Consider the following 23,513-nt stretch of genomic DNA (forward strand, 5'->3'; position numbering starts at 1 on the left):
GCCGGAAGTGGGGCGAATTATAGACATCTGAAATCTGCCGTCAATGCCTTTCTTCATATTTCTGTCATATAAGTCAGAAACACCCCAAAAACGCGAAAGCCGGCCCCGAGAGGCCGGCTTTCAGCCGACATTACAGGCTCGGGAAAGCAAACTGCGACGCTTCATGGCTGGCCCGTTGCGGCCAACGTTGGGTAATCGCCTTGCGACGAGTATAGAAACGCACACCATCCGGCCCATAGGCATGCAAGTCGCCAAACAACGAGCGCTTCCAGCCACCAAAGCTGTGATACGCCACCGGCACCGGCAGCGGAACGTTAACCCCCACCATGCCCACTTCAATCTCATCACAGAAAAGACGCGCTGCTTCCCCGTCACGAGTAAAGATGCAGGTGCCATTGCCATATTCATGATCGTTGATCAGCTGCATAGCCGCTTCCAGGCTATCCACTCGCACCACGCACAGTACTGGCCCAAAGATCTCTTCTTTATAGATACGCATCTCAGGCGTCACACGGTCAAACAAGCTACCACCCAGGAAGAAACCCTCTTCGTGACCGGCAACACTCAGACCGCGACCATCAACAACCAATTCGGCCCCCGCAGAAACACCGTCTTCTATATAGCCACTGACCTTGTCCCGCGCCTGCCCCGTCACCAGCGGCCCCATATCCAGGCCGCACGACGTGCCCGCGCCAATCTTCAGCGCCTTGACCTGCGGCACCAGCTTGGCGATCAACGCATCGGCCACCTGATCACCCACGCATACGGCCACCGAGATCGCCATGCAACGCTCGCCGCACGAACCGTACGCGGCGCCCATCAACGCGCTGACGGCGTTATCCAAGTCAGCATCCGGCATCAGCACCGCATGATTCTTCGCCCCACCCAGCGCCTGCACACGTTTGCCGCGCTTGGTGGCTTCGGAATAGATGTACTCGGCAATCGGCGTCGAGCCCACAAAACTCAGCGCCTTCACTTCCGGCGCCTCGATCAGCGCATCCACCGCGCCTTTGTCCCCGTGCACCACGCTCAGCACCCCTTTAGGCAGGCCGGCTTCCTGCAACAGTTGCGCAATCAGCAGCGTCGAACTGGGATCGCGTTCCGACGGTTTCAAGATGAAACAGTTACCGCAAACGATCGCCAGCGGGTACATCCACAGCGGCACCATCGCCGGGAAGTTGAACGGCGTAATACCGGCCACTACGCCCAGCGGTTGGAAATCCGACCAGGCATCAATGTTCGGTCCTACGTTACGGCTGTATTCGCCCTTCAGAATCTCCGGCGCTGAGCACGCATACTCGACGTTCTCGATCCCACGCTTCAATTCACCCGCAGCGTCCTCCAGCGTCTTGCCATGCTCTTCGCTGATCAACTGCGAGATACGCGCTTCGTTCTGCTCCAGCAATTGCTTGAAGCGGAACATCACCTGCGCACGCTTGGCCGGCGGCGTATTGCGCCAGGCTGGGAATGCGGCCTTGGCCGAGTCGATCGCCTGTTGAATGGTTTCACGACTGGCCAACGGCACCTGGTGGATCACCTGGCCAGTGGACGGGTTATACACGTCGGCACTACGGCCGCTGTCATTGACCAACTCACCGTTGATCAAGTGCTGGATAAGGCTCATGCGGGGCTCCTGAAAAATTGTTCTATATAGAAGGAGAAATCAGTCGATCTTGTTCAGCACTTCGCCGACCGCATCGAACAAGCGATCCAGGTCCTGCGGCTTGCTGTTGAAAGTTGGCCCGAACTGCAGGGTGTCACCGCCAAAGCGCACGTAGAAACCGGCTTTCCACAAGGCCATGCCGGCCTCGAATGGACGCACGATGGCATCACCGTCACGCGGGGCAATCTGGATCGCGCCGGCCAGGCCGTAGTTACGGATGTCGATCACGTTCTTGCTGCCCTTCAAGCCGTGCAGCGCATTCTCAAAGTGCGGCGCGACTTCGGCTACGCTCTGCACCAGGTTTTCCTTCTGCAGCAGGTCCAATGCCGCCAGGCCAGCGGCGCATGCGACCGGGTGCGCCGAGTAGGTGTAGCCGTGGGGGAATTCCACCGCGTACTCCGGCGTCGCCTGGTTCATGAAGGTCTGGTAGATCTCGCTGCTGGCAATCACCGCGCCCATCGGGATCGCGCCGTTGGTGACTTGCTTGGCGATGCACATCAGGTCCGGGGTGACGCCGAAGCTGTCGGCACCAAACATCGAGCCGGTACGGCCAAAACCGGTGATCACTTCATCGAACACCAACAGGATGTTGTGCTGGTCGCAGATCTCACGCAGACGCTTGAGATAACCCTGTGGCGGCACCAGCACGCCCGCAGAACCGGCCATCGGCTCGACGAACACCGCGGCGATGTTCGACGCATCGTGCAGCTCGATCAGCTTGAGCAACTCATCGGCCAGCGCAATGCCTCCCAGCTCCGGCATACCACGGGAGAAGGCATTGCTCGCCAGCAAGGTGTGCGGCAGATGGTCAACATCCATCATCGCCTGACCAAACATCTTACGGTTGCCGTTCACACCGCCCAAGCTGGTACCGGCGATGTTCACACCGTGATAACCACGGGCGCGGCCAATCATCTTGGTCTTGGTCGCCTGGCCTTTGAGGCGCCAGTAAGCACGCACCATCTTCACCGCGGTATCGGCGCACTCGGAACCGGAGTCGGTGAAGAAGACGTGGTTCAGGTTGCCCGGTGTCAGGTCGGTAATCTTTTCTGCCAACTGGAAGGACAACGGATGACCGTATTGGAAACCCGGCGAGTAGTCCAAGGTACCCAGTTGCTTGGCCACCGCGTCCTGGATTTCCTTGCGCGTATGCCCGGCGCCGCAGGTCCACAGGCCCGACAGCGAGTCGTAGACCTTGCGCCCCTTGTCATCCGTCAGCCAGCTACCTTCGGCCGCCACGATCAAACGCGGATCACGCTGGAAGTTGCGGTTGGCGGTGTACGGCATCCAGTGCGCGTCCAGCTTCAATTGGCTGGCCAGGGACGATGGGGCGTTTTCGGGCATGTTCATCAGCAAAACCTCGCAGGGCAAAAGGCAGCGTCGGGATTGAAAAGCGTTGTTGCAGCTAAATTGCCACGGCGATAAAGTCGGTGAAATTCAACTCTTCTAACCTTCAGTCAGGCCTTCACTAAACTATGAGCAGCCGTCGCCCCGATCCCCTGGCCCAAGTCAGCGACTTCGATATCCGCCTGTTGCGTATCTTTCGCAGCGTGGTGGAATGCGGCGGCTTCTCGGCAGCAGAGACCGTGCTCGGCATCGGCCGCTCCGCCATCAGCCAGCAAATGAGCGATCTCGAGCAACGCCTCGGATTAAGACTCTGCCAACGCGGCCGCGCCGGTTTCTCCCTGACCGAAGAAGGCCGCGAGGTCTACCAATCGGCACTGCAACTATTAAGTGCCCTGGAAAGCTTTCGTACCGAGGTCAACGGCCTGCACCAGCATCTGCGCGGCGAGCTGATCATCGGCCTCACCGACAACCTCGTCACCCTGCCCCACATGCGCATCACCCACGCCCTGGCGCAGTTGAAGGAACGCGGCCCGGACGTGCAGATCCAGATCCGCATGATCGCCCCCAACGAAGTCGAACAAGGCGTACTCGACGGCCGCCTCCACGTCGGCGTGGTACCCCAGGCCAGTGCCTTGTCGGGGCTGGAATACCAGCCGCTGTACAGCGAACGCTCGCTGCTTTATTGCGCCGTCGGCCACCCGCTGTTCTATGCCGACAACAAACAACTGGACGACGCCCGCATCGACAGCCAGGACGCCATAGCCCCCACCTTCCGCCTGCCCGCCGACATCCAGGCCCACTACCAGGCACTCAACTGCACCGCCAGCGCCTCGGACCGCGAAGGCATGGCATTCCTGATCCTCACCGGCCGCTACATCGGCTACCTGCCCGATCACTACGCCAGCCTGTGGGTACAACAAGGCCGACTGCGCGCGCTGAAACCGACTACACGTTTTTACGATTTAAGCCTGGCATCGGTCACGCGCAAAGGCCGTCGCCCTCATTTGGTGCTGGAAAGCTTCCTGGAAAGCCTGGCCGCGACCCGTTAACTCGGGTCCAAACCAAAAGCTGAGCAGTTGGACAGCTTTTTGCAAGACCCCGAGGACATAGACCTCGAGCTTGCCCGCCATGCCACCAGAATCCTCCAGCAGCGACCTGATCTACGGCCTCAACGACCGCCCGAAACCCGCCCCGGCCTTCCTCGCCGCACTGCAACATGTGCTGGCCGCGTTCGTCGGCATCATTACCCCGCCGCTGATCATCGGCTCCACCCTGGGCCTGACCGCGCATTTGCCCTACCTGATCAGCATGGCGTTGATGGTCTCCGGCGTCGGCACCTTCATCCAGGCACGTAGGCCGTTTGGCATCGGCGCGGGGATGATCTGCCTGCAAGGCACCAGTTTTGCGTTTCTAGGTGCGGTGCTGTCGGCGGGCTTTCTGGTGAAACAACGCGGCGGCAGCCCGGAAGACATCCTGGCGATGATCTTCGGCGTGTGCTTTTTCGGTGCCGTGGTGCAGATCGTGCTGAGCCGCTTTATCGGCCAACTGCGTCGCGTGATCACGCCTTTGGTAACGGGGATTGTCATTACCCTGATCGGTATCAGCCTGATCAAGGTCGGCATCACCGACCTGGGCGGCGGTTTCAACGCCGCCGACTTCGGCGCCCCCACCAACCTCGCACTGGGCGTGTTCGTGGTGTTGACGATCATCCTGCTCAACCGCTCCAACACGCCGTGGGTGCGACTCTCAGCCATCATCATCGGCCTCGCCCTCGGCAGCCTCGCGGCCTGGTTCAGTGGCAAACTCGTGCCCCAAGCCTTGCCCGAGCTGCCCCTGGTCAGCCTGCCGATCCCTTTCCGCTTTGGATTCAACTTCGACTGGAGCGCTTTCCTACCCATCGCGCTGATTTATCTGATCAGCAGCATCGAAACCGTCGGCGACCTCACCGCCAACTGCATGATCGCCCGCCAGCCCATCAGCGGCCCTTCTTATATAAGCCGGCTCAAGGGCGGCGTCCTTGGTGATGGCGTCAGTTGCATGATCGCCGCCACCTTCAGCGCCTTCCCCAACACCACCTTTGCGCAGAACAACGGCGTGATCCAACTCACCGGCGTGGCCAGCCGTTACGTCGGCTTATACATCGGCGTGGTGCTGTTTTGCCTCGGCTTGTTTCCGCTGATCGGCGCGGTGCTCCAGCAAATCCCCAAACCGGTATTGGGCGGCGCCACCCTGGTGATGTTCGGCAGCGTGGCCGCCGCTGGCGTACGCATCCTTGCGCAGGCGCCGCTGGACCGGCGCAGCATGCTGATCATCGCTACCTCGTTCGGCGTCGGCCTGGGCATCGCCGCCCAACCGAACCTGCTGCACCTGATGCCGACTCTGGTGCAGAACCTGTTCGACTCGGCCATCACCAGCGGCGGGCTGACCGCCATTGTGTTGTGCCTGTTATTACCGGAAGCCAAGGCCGACAACCGTGCCGCAAACCACGCGCCGGAAAGCGACACCGTGGAATCGCACTGACGGTTTTATTGCATCAGGACTTGTCTGAGGCTTGAGGGTGGGTTATCTGTGCACACGTCGTCTCTATCGATCTGCACGGAAACCTCCATGAGCCTCGAAGTTCCTGCCCACAGCAACCCCGCCGGAAAACCCGCCAGCCGCATTCGGCAAAAAAACGAACAAGCAATTCTGCAGGCAGCTGAAGACGAATTCGCGCGCCATGGCTACAAAGGCACCAGCATGAACACCATTGCTGCCAGTGCCGGGCTGCCCAAGGCCAACTTGCACTACTACTTCACCAACAAGCTGGGCCTGTATATCGCGGTGCTCAGCAATATCCTCGAACTGTGGGACAGCACCTTCAACACGCTGACCGCCGAGGATGACCCGGCCGTGGCCCTGAGCCGCTACATCCGCACCAAGATGGAATTCTCGCGGCGCCAGCCCCAGGCTTCGCGGATCTTTGCCATGGAGATCATCAGCGGCGGCGAATGCCTCACCGAATATTTCAGCCAGGACTACCGCGCCTGGTTCAGTGGCCGCGCCGCCGTGTTCCAGGCCTGGATCGACGCCGGCAAGATGGACCCGGTAGACCCGGTGCACCTGATCTTCCTGCTGTGGGGCAGCACCCAGCACTACGCCGACTTCGCCACCCAGATCTGCCGCGTCACCGGTCGCACCAAGCTGACCAAGCAGGACATGGAAGACGCCGGCACCAACCTGATCCACATCATTCTCAAAGGCTGCGGCGTCAAGCCCGCCCTCTAAACGAAGCGACTTATGCCTTTCACCCTCACCGGCCTTTGCGAATTTCACGAAGAAATCCGCAAAAGTCGCTTTATCACCCTCGCCGCGCCGATCACCAGCCCGCAGGACGCCCAGGCGTTTTTCGCGCAGCACAGCGACGTGAACGCCACGCACAACTGCTGGGCGTGGAAACTCGCCGATCAATACCGCAGCAATGACGATGGCGAACCCGGTGGCACCGCTGGCCGGCCGATCCTGGCCGCTATCGAAGCACAGGGTTTCGATCAGGTCGCGGTGCTGGTCATCCGCTGGTACGGCGGTATCCAACTGGGCACCGGTGGCCTCGCCCGCGCGTATGGCGGCGGCGCGAACAAGTGCCTGCAAAACGCCGAACGCATTGAACTGATCAGCCGCGTGCCGCTGAGCTGCGCCTGCGGCTTTGCCGAATTGAACCTGGTGAAACTGCGCGTCGCCGAACTGGGCGGACTGGTCGTGGAAGAATCCTTCACAGCCAATGGCGTCGAGCTACAACTCGCCGTGGGCGAAACACATATCGACACCCTGCAAATTCAACTCGCCGACCTCAGCCGTGGGCGTATCCTGCTGCAACGCTGAACTCCCTGAACCGCGACGCCAAAGGAAGCTTTTCATGTCTACGCCAAAAACCGCACTGATCATCGGCGCCTCGCGCGGGCTGGGCCTTGGCCTGGTCAAGCAACTGCTCCAGGACGGCTGGGACGTGACCGCCACCGTGCGCGATCCGAGCAAGGCCGACGCCCTCAAAGCCGTAGGCCCGGTGCAGATCGAGAAACTCGACATGGACGATCAGCAAGCCGTGATCGCCCTGAGCCAGCGCCTCAAGGACCGCACCTTTGACCTGCTGTTCGTCAACGCCGGCGTCAAAGGCCCCGCGAACCAGGAGCCAGGCCACGCCACCCTGGCGGAAGTCGGCCAACTGTTCTTCACCAATGCCGTGGCGCCGATCAACCTGGCCCAACGCTTTGTCGGGCAGATCCGCAAGGACAGCGGCGTGCTGGCCTTCATGAGCTCGGTGCTGGGCAGCGTGACCATTCCCGACGGCTCCGACCTGGCGCTGTACAAGGCCAGCAAGGCCGCGCTCAACTCCATGACCAACAGCTTCGTCACCCAACTAGGCGGGCAAAAACTCACCGTGCTGTCGCTGCACCCGGGCTGGGTGAAGACCGACATGGGTGGGGAAAACGCCCACATCGACGTCGACACCAGCGTGCGTGGGCTGGTGGATCAGGTAAATGCCTACACCGGGAAAGGCGGCCATCACTTCATCGACTACAAAGGCGACACCATCGCCTGGTAACCAAAATGTGGGAGGGGGCTTGCCCCCGATGGCGATGTATCAGTAACGAATATGTTGACTGGCACACCGCTATCGGGGGCAAGCCCCCTCCCACATTGTTTGAACCCACTTCCTACAGATGGACGAGCCTACGAACTACACGTAATCTAGCCCCTCGCCTTCACCGGCGACCCTGGATCAGCAGACAGGGCAACACTGAGCTGGCAAACCTGAACCCATCATTCAGAGGAGCCGGCCAATGCCTGCGACCCGTATCTGGTTAAAAAACCCCCTCGCGATTTTCACTGCCAATGGCCTCGACGCCCGTGGCGGCCTGGTGCTGCAAGACGGTGTGATCAGCGAAGTGCTGGCCCTGGGCCAAACACCCGCCCAGCCCTGCGCACAAACCTTCGATGCCCGCGAACATGTGATCCTGCCGGGCCTGATCAACACCCACCACCACTTCTATCAAACCCTGACCCGCGCCTGGGCGCCGGTGGTCAACCAGCCATTGTTCCCGTGGCTGAAAACCCTGTACCCGGTCTGGGCCCGGCTCACCCCGGAAAAACTCGCCCTCGCGACCAAGGTGGCGCTGGCCGAACTGCTGCTGTCGGGCTGCACCACGGCGGCCGACCATCACTACCTGTTCCCCGACGGCCTGGAAAACGCCATCGATGTGCAAGTGCAAAGCGTGCGTGAACTGGGTATGCGCGCCATGCTCACCCGCGGCTCCATGAGTCTGGGCGAAGCCGATGGCGGCCTGCCGCCGCAACAAACCGTGCAACAAGGCCAAGTGATCCTCGACGACAGCCAGCGCCTGATCCGCGAGTACCACCAACGCGACGACGGCGCGCAAATCCAGATCGCCCTGGCGCCGTGCTCGCCGTTTTCCGTCACCCCGGAAATCATGCGCGCCAGCGCCGAATTGGCTGACAGCCTCGACGTGCGCCTACACACCCACCTGGCAGAAACCCTCGACGAAGAAGACTTCTGCCTGCAACGTTTTGGCCTACGCACCGTGGACTACCTCGACAGCGTCGGCTGGCTCGGCCCACGCACCTGGCTGGCCCACGGCATTCACTTCAACCCGGACGAAATCGAACGCCTCGGCGCGGCCGGCACCGGCATCTGCCATTGCCCAAGCTCGAACATGCGCCTGGCGTCCGGCATCTGCCCGACCCTCGACCTGCTCGCCGCCGGCGCACCGATCGGCCTGGGCGTGGACGGCTCGGCCTCCAACGATGCGTCCAACATGATCCTCGAAGCGCGCCAGGCCCTGTACATCCAGCGCCTGCGTTACGGTGCGGAAAAGATCACCCCGGAAGGCGTGCTGGGCTGGGCGACCAAAGGTTCGGCGCAGTTGCTGGGGCGTACGGATATTGGTGAGTTGGCGGTAGGCAAACAGGCTGACCTGGCGTTGTTCAAGCTCGATGAGCTGCGCTTCTCCGGCAGCCATGACCCGATTTCGGCGCTGCTGTTGTGCGGCGCCGACCGGGCGGACCGGGTGATGGTGGCGGGTAAATGGCGGGTGATTGATGGTCAGGTCGAAGGCCTGGACCTGAAAGGCTTGATCGCCGATCACACCCAAGCCGCCCGCCAGCTCATCGCCGGAACCTGATCCAGACGCCGATCCAAATGTGGGAGCTGGCTTGCCTGCGATAGCGGTCCAACAGTCAACACTTAAGTGACTGGACCACCGCTATCGCGGGCAAGCCCGCTCCCACAAGGGATTTGCGGCGGCTATAAGCCCAACAGCGACAACATGATAAACGTCGCAAACAACACAAAATGCGTCATCCCCTCAATCGCATTGGTTTCACCATCGTTGAGGTTGATCGCACTGACAATCAACGTAATAAACACCATCACCGTCTGCACCGGCGTCATCGCCATCTGGAACGGCTGCCCGGTGTAGAGCGCCATCGCCTCCATCACCGGCACCGTCAGGATCACCGTCGACAAAGACGCACCCAACGCAATGTTCACCACCGACTGCATGCGGTTGGCCAAGGCCGCGCGCAACGCCGTCAAGATCTCCGGCGCCGCCGAAATCGCCGCCACCACAATCGCCGTGATCACCGGCGGCGCGCCCGTGCCCTCCAGGCCCAGGTCCAGGGTCTTGGACATCACTTCGGCCAGCGCGCCAATCACAATCACGCCAAACACCAAGGTGCCAATGGAAAACGCCAGGTTGATCGACGGCGCTTCTTCCGACGGTTTCTTGCCGCGTTTCTCCGGGTAGTTGTAACTGAAGAAATAACTGTGCGGCCCCACCTGCATGCGCAGGAACAGGGTGTAGAGCACCACCATCGCGCCAATGGTGAAGGCCGAGTAAATTTTCCAGTCGGCCTCGGGGATAAATTCCGGCACCACCATCGACACGCCCATGGCGGTGAGGATCATCACGCTGTAGCTGCGCGCCGAGTCGTCGTTGTAGGACTGTTCGCCATGCTTGATGCCGCCCATCAGCGCGGCCAAGCCGAGGATGCCGTTGATATCGAGCATCACGGCGGAATAAATCGTGTCGCGCACCAGGGTCGGCGACGGCTCGTTACTCATCATGATCGCCAGGATCACCACTTCCACCAGCACGGCGGCGAGGGTCAGGATCATGGTGCCGTAGGGGTCGCCGACCTTTTCCGCGAGCTGTTCGGCGTGGTGCGCCACGCGCATCGAGGCGATCACGATAAACGCGATCAGCACCACCCCGCCGAGCAGCGCCACGCCTTGGCCACTGTTGAGCATCCAGTGTTCCAGCGGATAGGCGGCGATGGCGGCAAGCAGCGCCAGCAGCATGAATTTTTCTTGCTTGAGGGATGTGAACATTGCGGGCCTTATCAAACAGCAAATCAGTCATTGATGGGGTACAGACTACGGCACGCTGCTAACGTTTCGTTACACCTTAGTTCACGCGGCCCTTGCGCGAATGCAACAAAAACGATCCTGCTGGTCAGGTTTTGCCGATTATTTCAGCCATGGCCTGTAGAATGCCGCCATTGCACCTGATGAGAATTTAGAAAATGTACGATTGGCTCAACGCCCTGCCCAAGGCTGAACTGCACCTGCACCTGGAGGGTTCGCTGGAGCCTGAGCTGCTGTTTGCCCTGGCCGAGCGCAACAAGATTGCGCTGCCGTGGAACGACGTCGAAACCCTGCGCAAGGCCTATGCCTTCAACAACCTGCAAGAGTTTCTCGACCTGTATTACAAGGGCGCCGATGTGCTGCGCACCTCCCAGGATTTCTACGACCTGACCTGGGCCTACCTGCTGCGCTGCAAAGAGCAGAACGTGATCCACACCGAACCGTTCTTCGACCCGCAAACCCACACCGACCGTGGCATCCCGTTCGAAGTGGTGCTCAACGGCATCGCCGCCGCACTCAAGGATGGCGAACAGCAACTGGGTATCACCAGCGGTCTGATCCTCAGCTTCCTGCGCCACCTGAGCGAAGCCGAAGCCGAGAAAACCCTCGACATGGCCCTGCCGTTCCGTGACGCGTTCGTGGCCGTGGGCCTGGACAGCTCGGAAATGGGTCACCCGCCAAGCAAGTTCCAGCGCGTGTTCGACCGTGCCCGCCACGAAGGCTTCCTCACCGTCGCCCACGCCGGCGAAGAAGGCCCGCCCGAGTACATCTGGGAAGCCCTCGACCTGCTGAAAATCCAGCGTATCGACCACGGCGTGCGCGCCATCGAAGACGAGCGCCTGATGCAGCGCATCATCGACGAGCAGATCCCGTTGACCGTGTGCCCGCTGTCCAACACCAAGCTGTGTGTGTTCGACGACATGGCCCAGCACAACATCCTCGACATGCTTGAGCGTGGCGTGAAGGTCACCGTGAACTCGGATGACCCGGCGTACTTCGGCGGTTATGTCACCGAGAACTTCCACGCGCTGCACACTTCGCTGGGCATGACCCAGGACCAGGCCAAACGCCTGGCGCAGAACAGCCTGGATGCGCGACTGGTCAAGCCGTAACTGACTAAACGCGGATAAAACTGTGGGAGCTGGCTTGTCGGGTCGCCGCATCGCTGCGATGCAGGCACCTCGGTATATCAGTGACACCGAGGTGATGCTATCGCAGGCAAGCCAGCTCCCACACAAGCCCGCTCCCACATGGGGTTTGTATTGCTGGTTAGATTTCGCTCAACTCTTCCAGCGTCTTGCCCCTCGTCTCCATCCCAAACACCCACACCACCAGCGCCGCCACCGCAAAACACAGTGCGCCCAAGGCAAACACCCCGCCCTGCCCCGTCATCGGAAACACCAACCCGGTCACCATCGGCCCCAGCAACGAGCCCACCCGGCCAATCGCCGAGGCAAACCCGGACCCGGTCGCCCGCGCCGACGTGGGGTACAGCTCGGGCGTGTAGGTGTACAACACCGCCCACATGCCAAACAAAAAGAACTGCATCAACAGGCCCGACGTAATCAGCAAGCCCACATTGCCGCCAAACACCGCGCTTTGCCCATACAGAAACGCCATCACTCCGCCACCGAGCAGCGTCACCACGCACACCGGTTTACGTCCCCAGCGCTCCACCAGCCAGGCCGCCATCAGGAAGCCAGGGATGCCGCCGAGGGAAATGATCACCGTGTAATACACCGACTGGGTCACCGCAAAACCCGACTGCTGCAACAGCGCACTCAACCACGACGTCAGCCCGTAGAAACCGAGCAAGGCAAAGAACCACACGCTCCAGATCATCATCGTGCGCTGGCGGTACTGCGCCGACCACAGCTGCCGGAACGCCGAGAAAAACGTGCCCGGCGTGCTCTCTACCCGTGGCAGGCGGATCGGCTCCGGCAGTTGCGCACTGCCCAGGGAGTCGCGCACTTTCTGCTCGATGCCCAGCAGCACCTTGTCCGCCGCATCATGCCGGCCCGCCTGTTCCAGCCAGCGCGGGGATTCCGGGATAAAGAAGCGGATCGCCAGCACAAACACCGCCGGCACCGCCAATACCAGGAAGATGTCGCGCCAGCCAATCACCGGCAGCAGGAAGTACGACAGCACCCCCGCCGCCACAAAGCCCAGCGGCCAGAAACCGTCCATCAAGGCGATGTAACGCCCACGCCGCTTGGCCGGAATCAACTCCGAGAGCATCGATTGCGCGATGGGAAACTCCATGCCCATGCCGATGCCCAGCAGGATGCGAAACAGTGTCAGCATCTCCACCGTCTGCGCCGTGGAGCACAGGTAACTGGCGATGCCCCACAGCACGATGCTCCACTGGAACACCGGCTTGCGCCCGAAGCGATCGGCGAGCATCCCGGACAGCGACGCCCCCACCACCATGCCGAAAAAACTCGAACTGGCCAGCAGCCCGGCCTGGGCCGTGCTCAGGCCGAACTCGGCTTTGATCGAGCCTAAAAGGAAGGTCATCATCGCCAGATCCATGGAGTCGAAGAAAAACGCCAGGGCGATGATGATGAAAATAACCCGGTGGTAGCCGCTGATGGGCAACCGTTCCAGCCGTTCCGCTGCGCTATAGCCTTGCATACCCATGCCGCACCCCCTGTGTGAAAAGTCCCCGCGGTGAGTGTGCGGCATGGTTTTGCAGGGTTATTGCTGGATGCGACCTGATTGAAACTCTGAACGACGCCCCCGTGGCCAAGGGTGTTCGGATGCGGCCAACCGGTTGATTTCTGCAGCCCCGCTGTCGTTGACCTGCAACGCCTGCGACTCCTTGATCAGGCTGACCCAGTTCGACTGCAGAAACAATTGCAGCAACCCCGCGCCCAACGTCCCGCCCAGATGCGGCAGCTGCTGGCTCCAATCGAAACAGTCGCACACCACCGGCGATGCCAGCGCCTGGGTGTAAATACCCAGGCCCGCCAAGTGCTGCGCGCCCTTGGGCGTGACATCGGTGCGTTGTTCATGGCGCTCAATCCAGCCTGCGGCCAACATCCGCTGATACAACCCAGCCGCCAGCTCGCCGCCAAGGTGGCCATGGCACAGCCGCGCCTGGCGCAACATCAAAGGGGCGATCAATACCGCGGGTGAAGCATCATCAGGGCAACAGCGCGCGGCGCTGGCCATGGTGGTGCTGGCCAACGCATCAATGGCGGCGCTGACATCGGGGGCCGCCACGCGGAACAAGCGCTGGCCACGGCGGCTCTCGATCCGCAACAGGCCGCCACCGGTCAACCGCGTCAGGTGCGCAGTGGCCGACGCCAGCGACAACCCCGCCAGCGCCGCCAGTTCCTCCGAGGACTTCGCCGAGCCGTCCATCAACGCCCAGAGCATCGCGGTGCGCTTGGGCTCCGCAAGCAAGCCGGCGATATGACTGATGCAAGGTGCTGCTTCCATGTGTTCACTCCCTGTTAAACCATTTTTTTGCTGTGCTGGGCGCCAAAGTATAGGGGCGCAGGCAGCCGGTTCCGCGCCGTCTTACAGCGCGGATAGGGACAGGATTTGAGTGAAACGTCCTTGCTTGTTGGAGGCTATCGCACAGCGGTCAAGCGCTCCGGCCATTGCGCGGTCAACGTCGCACAACGCGCCACGAGCATTTCGCGCAGCAGGTTGACGGGTTTGCTCAGTTGGGCGCGGTGGGCACAGAGCAGATTCAGCGGCGTTCGCTCGCCACGCAGCTCTGGCAGGATCACCCGCAGGCGGCCGGCCAACACGTCTGTGCTCACATCCAGCCAGGACTTGTAGGCAATGCCCACGCCCGCCACCGCCCAGCGCCGCACCACGTCGGCATCGTCACTGAAACGATCGCCGCTCACCGTCAGGCTGATATCACGCTTGCCGTCGTGAAAGCTCCAATGGTCATGCACGCGACTGCCGAGCATATACAGCAGGCAATTGTGCTGGGCCAGTTGCTCCAGGTGCCGGGGTTCACCGTACTGCGCGAGGTAGCTGGGCGAGGCGCACAGCACGCGCACATTCTGCGGCGCTATCGGCAGCGCAATCAGGCTGGAGTCTTCGGGCTCGCCGTAGCGCAGGGCGATGTCCACCGGTTGGCGAAACAGGTCGGCAATGCGGTCGCCCAGCAGCAGGCGCACGGTCAGTTGCGGGTGCTCACGCTGGAATTCATCCAGCCACGCCAGCAGATGGTTGCGACCGAAGTCCGACGGCGCCGACAGTTGCAGCACGCCACTGACATGATCCTGGCCGCCGGCCAATAGCCGGCGACCCTCGTCCAGTGAACCCAAGGCGGCGCGGGTATATTCCAGGAAGCCCTCGCCTTCGGCGGTGAGGCGCAGGCTGCGGGTGGAGCGGGCCAGCAAGCGCGCGCCGAGTTGTTGCTCGATACGCTTCAACGCAGCGCTGGCAACCGCCGGTGACAGGTCCATGACCCGCGCCGCCGCCGACAGGCTGCCCAGGTCCGCCGCGCGCACAAACAACTGCAAATCATCAAAACGCAGCATGCATCCCGCCAATTATCAAAATTCTATTGAAACAGACCTCTGTTTTAGCGGCTTTTATCTCGTTGGGAAATAGCCAATCATCTGCCCATCCCAATCCCGGAGCTTCCCATGAAAGCCATCGCCTACTACGCCTCGCTGCCGATCAGCGATCCCCAGTCCCTGCAAGACATCGAACTGCCCGAGCCCGTCGCTGGCCCGCGTGACCTGCTGGTGGAAGTCAAAGCCATCTCGGTCAACCCGGTGGACACCAAGGTGCGCCAGAACGTCGCCCCGGAAAACGGTGCCGCCAAGGTGCTGGGGTGGGACGTGGCCGGTGTGGTCAAGGCCGTGGGCAGTGACGTCACGCTGTTCAAGGCCGGCGACAAGGTGTTCTACGCCGGCTCCCTGATACGCCCGGGCGGCAACAGCGAGTTGCACACGGTGGATGAGCGCATCGTCGGCCATATGCCAAAAAGCCTGGGGTTCGCCGACGCCGCGGCACTGCCGCTGACCGCCATCACCGCCTGGGAACTGCTCTTCGAACGCCTGCAAGTGCGTGAAGGCAAAGAGGACCTGGGCCAGAGCCTGCTGATCGTCGGCGCAGCCGGGGGCGTGGGTTCGATCCTGACCCAACTGGCCAGCCAGCTCACGGCGCTGCATGTCATCGGCACCGCTTCGCGCCCGGAAACCCAGGCCTGGGCCAAGGCACTGGGGGCCGACCTGGTGATTGACCACAGCCAGCCGCTCAGCGAAGAACTGAAACGCGCCGGAGTCGGCCACGTGACCCACGTCGCCAGCCTGACCCAGACCGACCAGCACCTGGACCAATTGGTCGAAGCCCTGCAGCCCCAAGGCAAGCTGGCGCTGATCGACGATCCCAAGGCGCTGGACGTCAGCAAGCTCAAGCGCAAGAGCCTGTCGCTGCACTGGGAGTTCATGTACACCCGCTCGATGTTCGAGACCCCGGACATGATCGAGCAGCACCATCTGCTCAACCGCGTGGCCGAGCTGATCGACGCCGGCACCCTGGAAACCACCGTCGGCGAGCACTTCGGTGTGATCAATGCGGCCAACCTGCGCCGCGCCCACGCGCTGCTGGAGAGCGGCAAGGCCAAGGGCAAGATCGTATTGGAAGGGTTCTGACAAAGGACTGTAGGTGTCGTCCGTTACTGCTGTCAGTAATGGACTAGACCATTAGTCCGAGAGTTGACCTTTGTCATATTTGCGCGGGTATTCGGGTTTATATTGGCCGCCTTTGCCACGATTCTTTTACGTGAGGAAGTCAGCAATGAAGATCCTGATAAAAGCGTTAGCAAAATCCCAGTGGGAAGTGCGCCTCGACCAGAAGGCCATTACCTTCCACAGTGAGGCCGAGGCCCGCGCCTTTGCCGAGACCCTGCAAGCCCGTATCCAGGCGCCCCACCCCATCCCGCACAGCCAGCAACGTTCCGCCGCTGGCTGACCCGCACATCAGACCTGCGCTTGCGCGGCCCGAGCCCGTTGCAGGCGCTGGGTCGAGACGGCCACCGTCACCGCCAATACACCGCACAAGCTGATGACCATGGCCATCGGCATCGCCGTGCCATCATGCAACAGGCCGACCAACGACGCCGCGCCCGCCGCCACACCAAACTGAATGCAACCGAGCAAGGCCGACGCACTGCCCGCCCGCGCCCCTTGCCCGCTCATGGCGCAGGCCGAGGTGTTGGGCAGAATGCAGCCCAGGCTTGCGATGCAGATAAACAGCGGCACCAGCAGCGGCCACAGCGCATCGGTGTGCAAGGCACTGATCGCCAGCAACGACAGGGCCGCCGCCAGGTACACCCACACGCTGCGCGACAGCAGAAACGCCGGGCCACGCTTGGCCAGCAGCCGCGCGTTGACCTGCGCGATCAGGATAAAACCAGCCGCATTGGAGCCAAAGACCCAGCCGTAATGCTCGGCGGGCACGCCATACAGTTTGATAAAGACGAACGGTGAACCGGCGATGTAGGCAAACATCCCGCCAATCGCAATACCTCCGGTGAGTGCGTAACCGAGGTACACCCGGTCCGACAGCAACGACAGGTAGCGGCGCAACGAGCCGGACAATGGCTGGCGCGGCTGATGGGCCGGGAAGGTTTCCGGCAACCCGACGGCAACGGCCACCGCCGCCATCACGCTGAACAGCGTCAACGCGAGGAAGATCGACTGCCAGCCCCACACCCCAACCATCACCCCACCCGCCAGCGGCGCGAGGATCGGCGCCAGCCCGGTGACCAGCATCAGTTGGGAAAACACTTTGGCCGAACCCACCGCATCACATTTGTCGCTGACCACCGCGCGGGAAATCACCATGCCCGCACAACCGCCCAGGGCCTGGACGAAACGCGCGGCGATCAACCAATCCAGGGACGGCGCATAGGCGCAGGCGAAGGACGCCAAGGTAAACAACGTGACGCCACTGAGCAGCGGCACACGCCGGCCAAAGCGGTCGGCCAGCGGGCCGTAGATCAATTGGCCAATGGCCAGGCCGATGAAATACACCGCCAGGGTTTGCTGGACATGTTTCTCGTCGGTGCCAAAAGCGATCGCCATGGCGGGGAAGCCCGGCAGGTAAAAATCGATCGCCAACGGCGCGAAGGCGCTCAAGGCGCCCAGGATCAGGATAATGCGCAGGTTCATGAAGGCACCCAAGTGAGTCGGCAGCCCGACAGTCTAGCCGCGCTTGGGTGCCTTGAACATTACGATAGCTCGCTAACTATTGAAAAATCAGGCGAGCTTGGCGCTGTAGCCTTCTTCGGTGATTGCACTGATGATTTGCTCGGCCGACAAACGACTCTCCACGCCGACTTCCTTGGCCGCCAGATCGACCTTCACACTGGCCGCCGGGTCCTGGCTCTGCACCGCCTGGGTGACCGACTTGACGCAATGGCCGCAGGTCATTCCTTCAACGCTGAATACTTGCATGACATGACTCCTTGATTGAGGGTGGACGCAGTCTCGACCTTGCCATCATGGCAAGGTCAAGCGCCTAAAACATCGGCCGGGCTGGTATTCGCTCGCGCGGTCGGCCAAGCTTGAGCCATCTTTGATTTGAACCACGGAGCATTCGCCATGCGCTGGTCGTTTTTTGCCCTTGCCGGCCTGATGAGCTTGTCTGCCGCCGCACCGATGGCCAGTGCCGCAGAAGACTACGCGGTGTTGATCATTTCCCGGGAACGCCTGGAAGTGCCGACCAACTGCGAGATCGGCCTGTACCTCAATGATCAACTGGCCGGGCGATTGTTCCAGGAACAAGCCACCTCGTTCAACTTGCCGGCGGGCAACCTGTCGCTGCGCCTCAAGCTGCTGCCGGGCCAGGCGCCAGGCTGCCTGCCAGGCCTGCTCGCACCACCGGCGCAGAACATCACCCTCAAGGTCGGCGACGTGCGCAAGTTGCGCATTGCCCAAGGCCCGGACGGCATGTACCTCAAGCCCGCCGCACTGGAATACTGATCGGCGCTTGACCTTCCCCACAGGTCAAGGTTGATCCTAGGGGCAACTTCTCCTGGAGGACTGCCCCATGAATGGATCGACCACCTTTGACCTGCCCATCAGCGGCATGACCTGTGCCAGCTGTGCCGGCCGCGTCGAGCGCGCGCTGGGCAAGGTGCCGGGGGTGCAAAGCGTCAGCGTCAACCTGGCCAACGAACGCGCCCACGTCGAAGTCGCGGGCCAGATGGACCCCAGCGTATTGATCGCCGCCGTCGACAAAGCCGGCTACACCGCCAGCCTGCCGCAAAGCGAAACCGCCACCGAGGTCGATCAAGCCCAGCGCCTGCACCGCGAGCGCTGGTCGCTGGTGTTTGCGATTGCCTTGGCGCTGCCGCTGGTGCTGCCAATGCTGGTGGAACCCTTCGGCCTGCACTGGATGCTGCCCGCCTGGGTGCAGTTCGCCCTGGCCACCCCGGTGCAATTCATCTTTGGTGCGCGCTTCTATATAGCTGCCTGGAAAGCCGTACGCGCCGGCGCCGGCAACATGGACCTGCTGGTGGCCATCGGCACCAGCGCCGGTTATGGCCTGAGCATCTATGAATGGCTCACCGCCCACCCCGGCATGGCGCCGCACCTGTACTTCGAAGCCTCGGCGGTGGTGATTGCCCTGGTGTTGCTGGGCAAACACCTCGAAAGCCGCGCCAAACGCCAGACCGCCAGCGCCATCCGCGCCCTGGAAGCCTTGCGCCCGGAACGCGCGATTCGGGTGAATGCTGGCCAAGAAGAAGACGTCGCCATCAGCGCCCTGACCCTCGATGACCTGGTGCTGGTCAAACCCGGCGAACGCTTCCCGGTGGACGGTGAAGTGGTCGAAGGCCAGAGCCACGCCGACGAAGCGCTGATCAGTGGCGAAAGCCTGCCGGTGCCCAAGCAGCCGGGGGACAAGGTCACCGGCGGCGCGATAAACGGCGAAGGCCGCCTGCTGGTACGCACCACCGCCCTCGGTGCCGAAAGCGTGCTGGCGCGGATCATCCGCCTGGTGGAAGACGCCCAGGCCGCCAAGGCACCGATCCAGAAACTGGTGGATAAAGTCAGCCAAGTGTTCGTGCCCGCCGTGCTGGTGCTGGCCCTGGTCACGCTGGTGGGCTGGTGGCTGTACGGTGCGTCGCTGGAAACCGCGATCATCAATGCGGTGGCCGTGCTGGTGATTGCCTGCCCGTGCGCCCTCGGCCTGGCCACACCCACTGCGATCATGGCCGGCACCGGCGTGGCCGCGCGCCACGGCATCTTGATCAAGGACGCCGAAGCCCTGGAACGCGCCCATGAAGTCAGCGCGGTGGTCTTCGACAAGACCGGCACGCTCACCTCCGGCGCGCCGAAAATCGCCCATCTCGCCGCCGTGGATGGCAACGAAGCCCTGCTACTGCAACAGGCCGGCGCGCTGCAACGCGGCAGCGAACACCCGCTGGCCAAGGCCGTGCTGGATGCGTGCAATGAACAAGGTCTGCCAGTGGCGGACGTGACTGCCAGCCAGTCCCTGACCGGACGCGGCATCGCCGGCACCCTGGACGGCCAACAGCTGGCCCTGGGCAATCGCCGCCTGCTCGAAGAAAGCGGCCTGAACGCCGGCGACCTGGCCGACTCCGCCAAGGCCTGGGAGGCCGAAGGCCGCACCTTGTCCTGGCTGATCGAGCAAGGCGCGCAACCCCGCGTGCTGGGGCTGTTTGCCTTTGGCGACACCCTCAAGCCCGGCGCACTGGAAGCGGTAAACCGGCTCAAGGCGCAGCACATCAGCAGCCACCTGCTCACCGGCGACAACCGCGGCAGCGCGCGTGTGGTGGCCGAGGCGCTGGGCATCGACGACGTGCACGCCGAAGTGCTGCCCGCCGACAAGGCCGCCACCGTCGCCGAGTTGAAAAAAACCGGTGTGGTGGCCATGGTCGGCGACGGTATCAACGACGCCCCGGCCCTGGCCGCCGCCGACATCGGCATTGCCATGGGCGGCGGCACCGACGTGGCCATGCACGCCGCCGGCATCACCCTGATGCGCGGCGACCCACGCCTGGTGCCGGCGGCGCTGGAGATCAGCCGCAAGACCTACGCAAAAATCCGCCAGAATTTGTTCTGGGCCTTTGTGTATAACTTGATCGGCATTCCCCTGGCGGCGTTCGGCCTGCTCAACCCGGTGCTGGCCGGCGCGGCGATGGCGCTGTCGAGCGTCAGCGTGGTGAGCAATGCCCTGCTGCTGAAAACCTGGAAACCCAAGGACCTCGAGGACCACCGCCCATGAACATCGGCCAAGCCGCACGCCAGAGCGGGCTCAGCGCGAAGATGATTCGCTACTACGAATCCATCGGCCTGCTCAAAGCCGCCCACCGCACCGACAGCGGCTACCGTGTGTACGGCGCCGACGACCTGCACACCCTGGCGTTTATCAAACGCTCGCGGGATTTGGGGTTTTCATTGGACGAGGTCGGCAAGCTGCTGACCCTGTGGCAGGACCGGCAACGGGCCAGCGCCGATGTGAAGGCGTTGGCGCGCCAGCATATCGATGAGTTGAATCAGAAGATTCTGGAGTTGGGGCAGTTGCGCGATACGTTGCAGGACCTGGTGGAGCACTGCCAGGGCGATCATCGGCCGGATTGTCCGATTCTCAAGGAGTTGGCTTCGGGCGGTTGCTGCACCTGAAAGGAAGTACACAAAACAAGGGTGGGAGCAGGTCTCTGTGGGAGCTGGCTTGCCTGCGATAGCATCACCTCGGTGCAACTGATGTACCGAGGTGTCTGCATCGCAGCGATGCGGCGACCCGACAAGCCAGCTCCCACAGGGGGTTACTGCATCCAAGGTGGCGGCGGTGGCTCGTCCGGCACTTTGCTCTGCGGCGCATCATCCGCCGCCCGAATCGCCTGCCGGCGCTCTTCATCCAGCCGCGCCGCCTCAATCTCGCGGATCACGCCGCCGACATCCGCCAGCTCTTCCGGCTCATCGAACTCGCCAGTCAAGACGCTGGCCGGGTGCAAGGTGCCGGCTTCGTACAACGCCCACATTTCCTTGGCGTACTTGGTCTTCTTCAACTCCGGGGCAAAGCGCCCGAAGTACGACGCCATGTTGCCCACATCCCGCTCCAGCATGCTGAACGCGTGGTTGTTGCCCGCCGCATCCACCGCCTGGGGCAGGTCGATGATCACCGGGCCGGTCGGCGTAAGCAGGACGTTGAACTCGGACAAGTCACCGTGCACCAGGCCGGTACACAGCATCAGCACGATCTGCGAGATCAGGAAGGCGTGGTATTCACGCGCCTGGTCCGGCTCCAGTACCACGTCGTTCAGGCGCGGCGCCGCATCGCCGTACTCGTCGGCCACCAGTTCCATCAACAGCACGCCTTCGAGGAAGTCGAACGGCTGGGGCACGCGAACGCCCGCACCGGCCAGGCGGAACAACGCCGCCACTTCAGCATTCTGCCAGGCGTCTTCGGTTTCTTTCTTGCCGAACTTGGAACCCTTGGCCATGGCCCGGGCCTGACGACTGTTACGGACCTTGCGGCCCTCCTGGTATTCGGACGCTTGACGAAAACTTCGTTTGTTCGCCTCCTTGTAAACCTTGGCGCAACGCAATTCGTTGCCGCAGCGCACCACATAAACAGCTGCTTCTTTACCACTCATGAGTGGGCGCAGCACTTCGTCGACCAGACCGTCTTCGATCAGGGGTTCAATGCGTTTAGGAGTCTTCATCAGCTTTTATTGTGGGTCCTTTATTACCAAATACGCGTATGGCACTCGTTATACGGCAATCGGCTCGCCGGTGGGAGGGGCTACCGACCGTTGATCACTCAAGAATGCATCCAATGGGCCACTTTCACCGTTCAATGATCGCGGTGACGCCCTGCCCGCCCGCCGCGCAGATGGAAATCAGCCCGCGCCCCTTGCCTGCCGCATCCAGCAACTTGGCCAGGTTGGCGACGATGCGCCCGCCTGTTGCCGCAAACGGATGGCCGGCCGCCAGCGAGCTGCCCTTCACATTCAACCGGCTGCGATCGATGCTCCCCAGTGGTGCATCCAGCCCCAGGCGCGTCTTGCAGTAGTCCGCATCCTCCCACGCCTTGAGCGTACACAACACCTGGGCCGCGAAGGCTTCGTGGATCTCGTAGTAATCGAAGTCTTGCAGCGTCAGACCATTCCTCGCCAACAAGCGCGGTACCGCATACACCGGGGCCATCAGCAGGCCTTCGGCACCGTTGACGAAATCCACCGCCGCCGCTTCACCATCACGCAGATACGCGAGGATCGGCAAGCCGCGTTCTTTCGCCCAGGCCTCGCTGCCCAGCAGCACCAACGACGCACCATCGGTGAGCGGCGTGGAGTTACCCGCCGTGAGCGTGCCCTTTTCGCTGCGCTCGAATGCCGGCTTGAGCGCGGCGAGTTTCTCCAGGGTCAGGTCGGGGCGCAGGTTGTTGTCGCGGGTCAGGCCGAGGAACGGCGTGAGCAAATCGTTGTGCCAACCTTCCGCGTAAGCCGCCGCCATTTTCTGATGGCTGTCCAGGGCCAACTGATCCTGCTCGGCACGGGGAATCTGCCAGGTCTGCGCCATCAGCTCGCAGTGTTGGCCCATGGACAACCCTGTACGTGGTTCGCCATTGCGCGGCAGTTCCGGCTTGAGGTGATGAGGGCGCAGTTGCAGCAGGACTTTCAGCTTGTCGGCCATGGATTTGCTGCGGTTGGCTTGCAGCAGAATCTTGCGCAGCCCTTCATTTACACCAATCGGCGCGTCGGACGTGGTGTCCACACCGCCGGCAATCCCGCATTCGATCTGGCCGAGGGCGATCTTGTTGGCCACCAGCAACGCGGCTTCCAGCCCGGTGCCGCACGCTTGCTGGATGTCATAGGCCGGGGTTTGCGGCGACAGGCGCGAGCCGAGCACGCATTCGCGGGTCAGGTTGAAGTCACGGGAATGCTTGAGCACCGCGCCCGCTGCCACTTCGCCGAGGCGCAGGCCGTGCAGGTTGTAGCGCTCGATCAGGCCTTCCAGCGCCGCCGTCAGCATCGCCTGGTTGCTCGCCGTGGCGTACGGGCCATTGGAGCGGGCGAAGGGAATGCGGTTACCGCCAATGATCGCTACGCGGCGCAATTGAGTCATGGAA

Annotated in this window: 22 protein-coding genes; 12 read left to right on the plus strand and 10 right to left on the minus strand. The window is 62.3% G+C overall.

Going from position 1 to position 23,513, the window contains the following annotated elements; genetic code table 11:
• Positions 1-130: 130 nt before the first annotated feature.
• Both B348_RS0106105 and B348_RS0106110 read right to left on the minus strand, forming a co-directional pair.
• Positions 131-1,624, minus strand: a complete 1,494-nt coding sequence (locus B348_RS0106105; protein WP_017735257.1) for a CoA-acylating methylmalonate-semialdehyde dehydrogenase — start codon at positions 1,622-1,624, stop codon at positions 131-133.
• Between the two features lie 39 nt (positions 1,625-1,663).
• On the minus strand, positions 1,664-3,013 hold the full coding sequence (locus B348_RS0106110) for an aspartate aminotransferase family protein (protein WP_017735258.1): 1,350 nt from the start codon (positions 3,011-3,013) through the stop codon (positions 1,664-1,666).
• A 125-nt stretch (positions 3,014-3,138) separates the two neighbouring features.
• On the opposite strand from B348_RS0106110, the gene B348_RS0106115 reads away from it, so the two are divergent.
• The 6 genes from B348_RS0106115 (at position 3,139) to B348_RS0106140 (ending at position 9,189) form a co-directional block, all read left to right on the plus strand.
• Complete coding sequence (locus B348_RS0106115; protein ID WP_017735259.1) at positions 3,139-4,059, plus strand: LysR family transcriptional regulator; 921 nt, start codon at positions 3,139-3,141, stop codon at positions 4,057-4,059.
• Positions 4,060-4,138: 79 nt separating this feature from the next.
• On the plus strand, positions 4,139-5,530 hold the full coding sequence (locus B348_RS0106120; RefSeq protein WP_017735260.1) for a uracil-xanthine permease family protein: 1,392 nt from the start codon (positions 4,139-4,141) through the stop codon (positions 5,528-5,530).
• Positions 5,531-5,617: 87 nt separating this feature from the next.
• Positions 5,618-6,277, plus strand: coding sequence for a TetR/AcrR family transcriptional regulator (locus B348_RS0106125; RefSeq protein WP_017735261.1), 660 nt, complete (start codon positions 5,618-5,620; stop codon positions 6,275-6,277).
• Between the two features lie 12 nt (positions 6,278-6,289).
• Positions 6,290-6,871, plus strand: a complete 582-nt coding sequence (locus tag B348_RS0106130; RefSeq protein WP_017735262.1) for a YigZ family protein — start codon at positions 6,290-6,292, stop codon at positions 6,869-6,871.
• A gap of 34 nt (positions 6,872-6,905) precedes the next feature.
• Entirely contained in the window at positions 6,906-7,592 is a 687-nt protein-coding gene (locus B348_RS0106135) for an SDR family oxidoreductase (RefSeq protein ID WP_017735263.1), read from the plus strand.
• A 238-nt stretch (positions 7,593-7,830) separates the two neighbouring features.
• Positions 7,831-9,189: an 8-oxoguanine deaminase gene (locus tag B348_RS0106140; protein ID WP_017735264.1), complete on the plus strand. Its 1,359-nt coding sequence runs from the start codon at positions 7,831-7,833 to the stop codon at positions 9,187-9,189.
• Between the two features lie 122 nt (positions 9,190-9,311).
• Here B348_RS0106140 and B348_RS0106145 read toward each other — a convergent pair whose 3' ends face one another.
• Positions 9,312-10,397: a calcium:proton antiporter gene (locus B348_RS0106145; RefSeq protein ID WP_017735265.1), complete on the minus strand. Its 1,086-nt coding sequence runs from the start codon at positions 10,395-10,397 to the stop codon at positions 9,312-9,314.
• 194 nt (positions 10,398-10,591) lie between these two features.
• Here B348_RS0106145 and B348_RS0106150 point away from each other — a divergent pair, with 194 nt between their 5' ends.
• A complete protein-coding gene (locus B348_RS0106150; protein ID WP_017735266.1) occupies positions 10,592-11,545 on the plus strand; it encodes an adenosine deaminase in 954 nt (317 codons plus the stop codon).
• Positions 11,546-11,702: 157 nt separating this feature from the next.
• Here the strand turns inward: B348_RS0106150 and B348_RS0106155 are convergent, their stop codons facing one another.
• The 3 genes from B348_RS0106155 to B348_RS0106165 form a co-directional block, all read right to left on the minus strand.
• Complete coding sequence (locus tag B348_RS0106155; protein WP_017735267.1) at positions 11,703-13,073, minus strand: MFS transporter; 1,371 nt, start codon at positions 13,071-13,073, stop codon at positions 11,703-11,705.
• A 57-nt stretch (positions 13,074-13,130) separates the two neighbouring features.
• Entirely contained in the window at positions 13,131-13,877 is a 747-nt protein-coding gene (locus B348_RS0106160) for a helix-turn-helix domain-containing protein (RefSeq protein WP_017735268.1), read from the minus strand.
• 134 nt (positions 13,878-14,011) lie between these two features.
• A complete protein-coding gene (locus tag B348_RS0106165) occupies positions 14,012-14,941 on the minus strand; it encodes a LysR family transcriptional regulator (protein WP_017735269.1) in 930 nt (309 codons plus the stop codon).
• Positions 14,942-15,049: 108 nt separating this feature from the next.
• Here B348_RS0106165 and B348_RS0106170 point away from each other — a divergent pair, with 108 nt between their 5' ends.
• Together B348_RS0106170 and B348_RS1000000131715 are read left to right on the plus strand one after the other, a co-directional pair.
• A complete protein-coding gene (locus B348_RS0106170; protein WP_017735270.1) occupies positions 15,050-16,063 on the plus strand; it encodes a zinc-binding alcohol dehydrogenase family protein in 1,014 nt (337 codons plus the stop codon).
• A 145-nt stretch (positions 16,064-16,208) separates the two neighbouring features.
• A complete protein-coding gene (locus tag B348_RS1000000131715; RefSeq protein WP_017735271.1) occupies positions 16,209-16,382 on the plus strand; it encodes a hypothetical protein in 174 nt (57 codons plus the stop codon).
• Positions 16,383-16,390: 8 nt separating this feature from the next.
• On the opposite strand, the gene B348_RS0106180 is transcribed toward B348_RS1000000131715, so the two are convergent.
• Both B348_RS0106180 and B348_RS0106185 read right to left on the minus strand, forming a co-directional pair.
• A complete protein-coding gene (locus B348_RS0106180) occupies positions 16,391-17,584 on the minus strand; it encodes a multidrug effflux MFS transporter (protein ID WP_017735272.1) in 1,194 nt (397 codons plus the stop codon).
• Positions 17,585-17,671: 87 nt separating this feature from the next.
• Positions 17,672-17,869 carry a heavy-metal-associated domain-containing protein gene (locus tag B348_RS0106185; protein WP_017735273.1) on the minus strand — a complete coding sequence of 66 codons (198 nt, stop codon included), beginning with the start codon at positions 17,867-17,869 and terminating at the stop codon, positions 17,672-17,674.
• Between the two features lie 147 nt (positions 17,870-18,016).
• On the opposite strand from B348_RS0106185, the gene B348_RS0106190 reads away from it, so the two are divergent.
• From B348_RS0106190 to cueR, 3 genes are all read left to right on the plus strand, one after another.
• A complete protein-coding gene (locus tag B348_RS0106190) occupies positions 18,017-18,397 on the plus strand; it encodes a hypothetical protein (RefSeq protein WP_017735274.1) in 381 nt (126 codons plus the stop codon).
• 67 nt (positions 18,398-18,464) lie between these two features.
• Positions 18,465-20,666: a cation-translocating P-type ATPase gene (locus tag B348_RS0106195; RefSeq protein ID WP_017735275.1), complete on the plus strand. Its 2,202-nt coding sequence runs from the start codon at positions 18,465-18,467 to the stop codon at positions 20,664-20,666.
• A complete protein-coding gene (cueR, locus tag B348_RS0106200) occupies positions 20,663-21,064 on the plus strand; it encodes a Cu(I)-responsive transcriptional regulator (protein ID WP_017735276.1) in 402 nt (133 codons plus the stop codon). The genes B348_RS0106195 and cueR overlap by 4 nt, the downstream gene beginning before the upstream one ends.
• Before the next feature lie 143 nt (positions 21,065-21,207).
• Here the strand turns inward: cueR and B348_RS0106205 are convergent, their stop codons facing one another.
• Both B348_RS0106205 and B348_RS0106210 read right to left on the minus strand, forming a co-directional pair.
• Entirely contained in the window at positions 21,208-22,107 is a 900-nt protein-coding gene (locus B348_RS0106205) for a PA4780 family RIO1-like protein kinase (RefSeq protein ID WP_017735277.1), read from the minus strand.
• Positions 22,108-22,231: 124 nt separating this feature from the next.
• On the minus strand, positions 22,232-23,509 hold the full coding sequence (locus tag B348_RS0106210) for an acetyl-CoA C-acetyltransferase (protein ID WP_017735278.1): 1,278 nt from the start codon (positions 23,507-23,509) through the stop codon (positions 22,232-22,234).
• Between the last annotated feature and the right edge of the window lie 4 nt (positions 23,510-23,513).

It is taken from the genome of Pseudomonas sp. CBZ-4 (assembly GCF_000346755.1).
Classification (GTDB): domain Bacteria; phylum Pseudomonadota; class Gammaproteobacteria; order Pseudomonadales; family Pseudomonadaceae; genus Aquipseudomonas.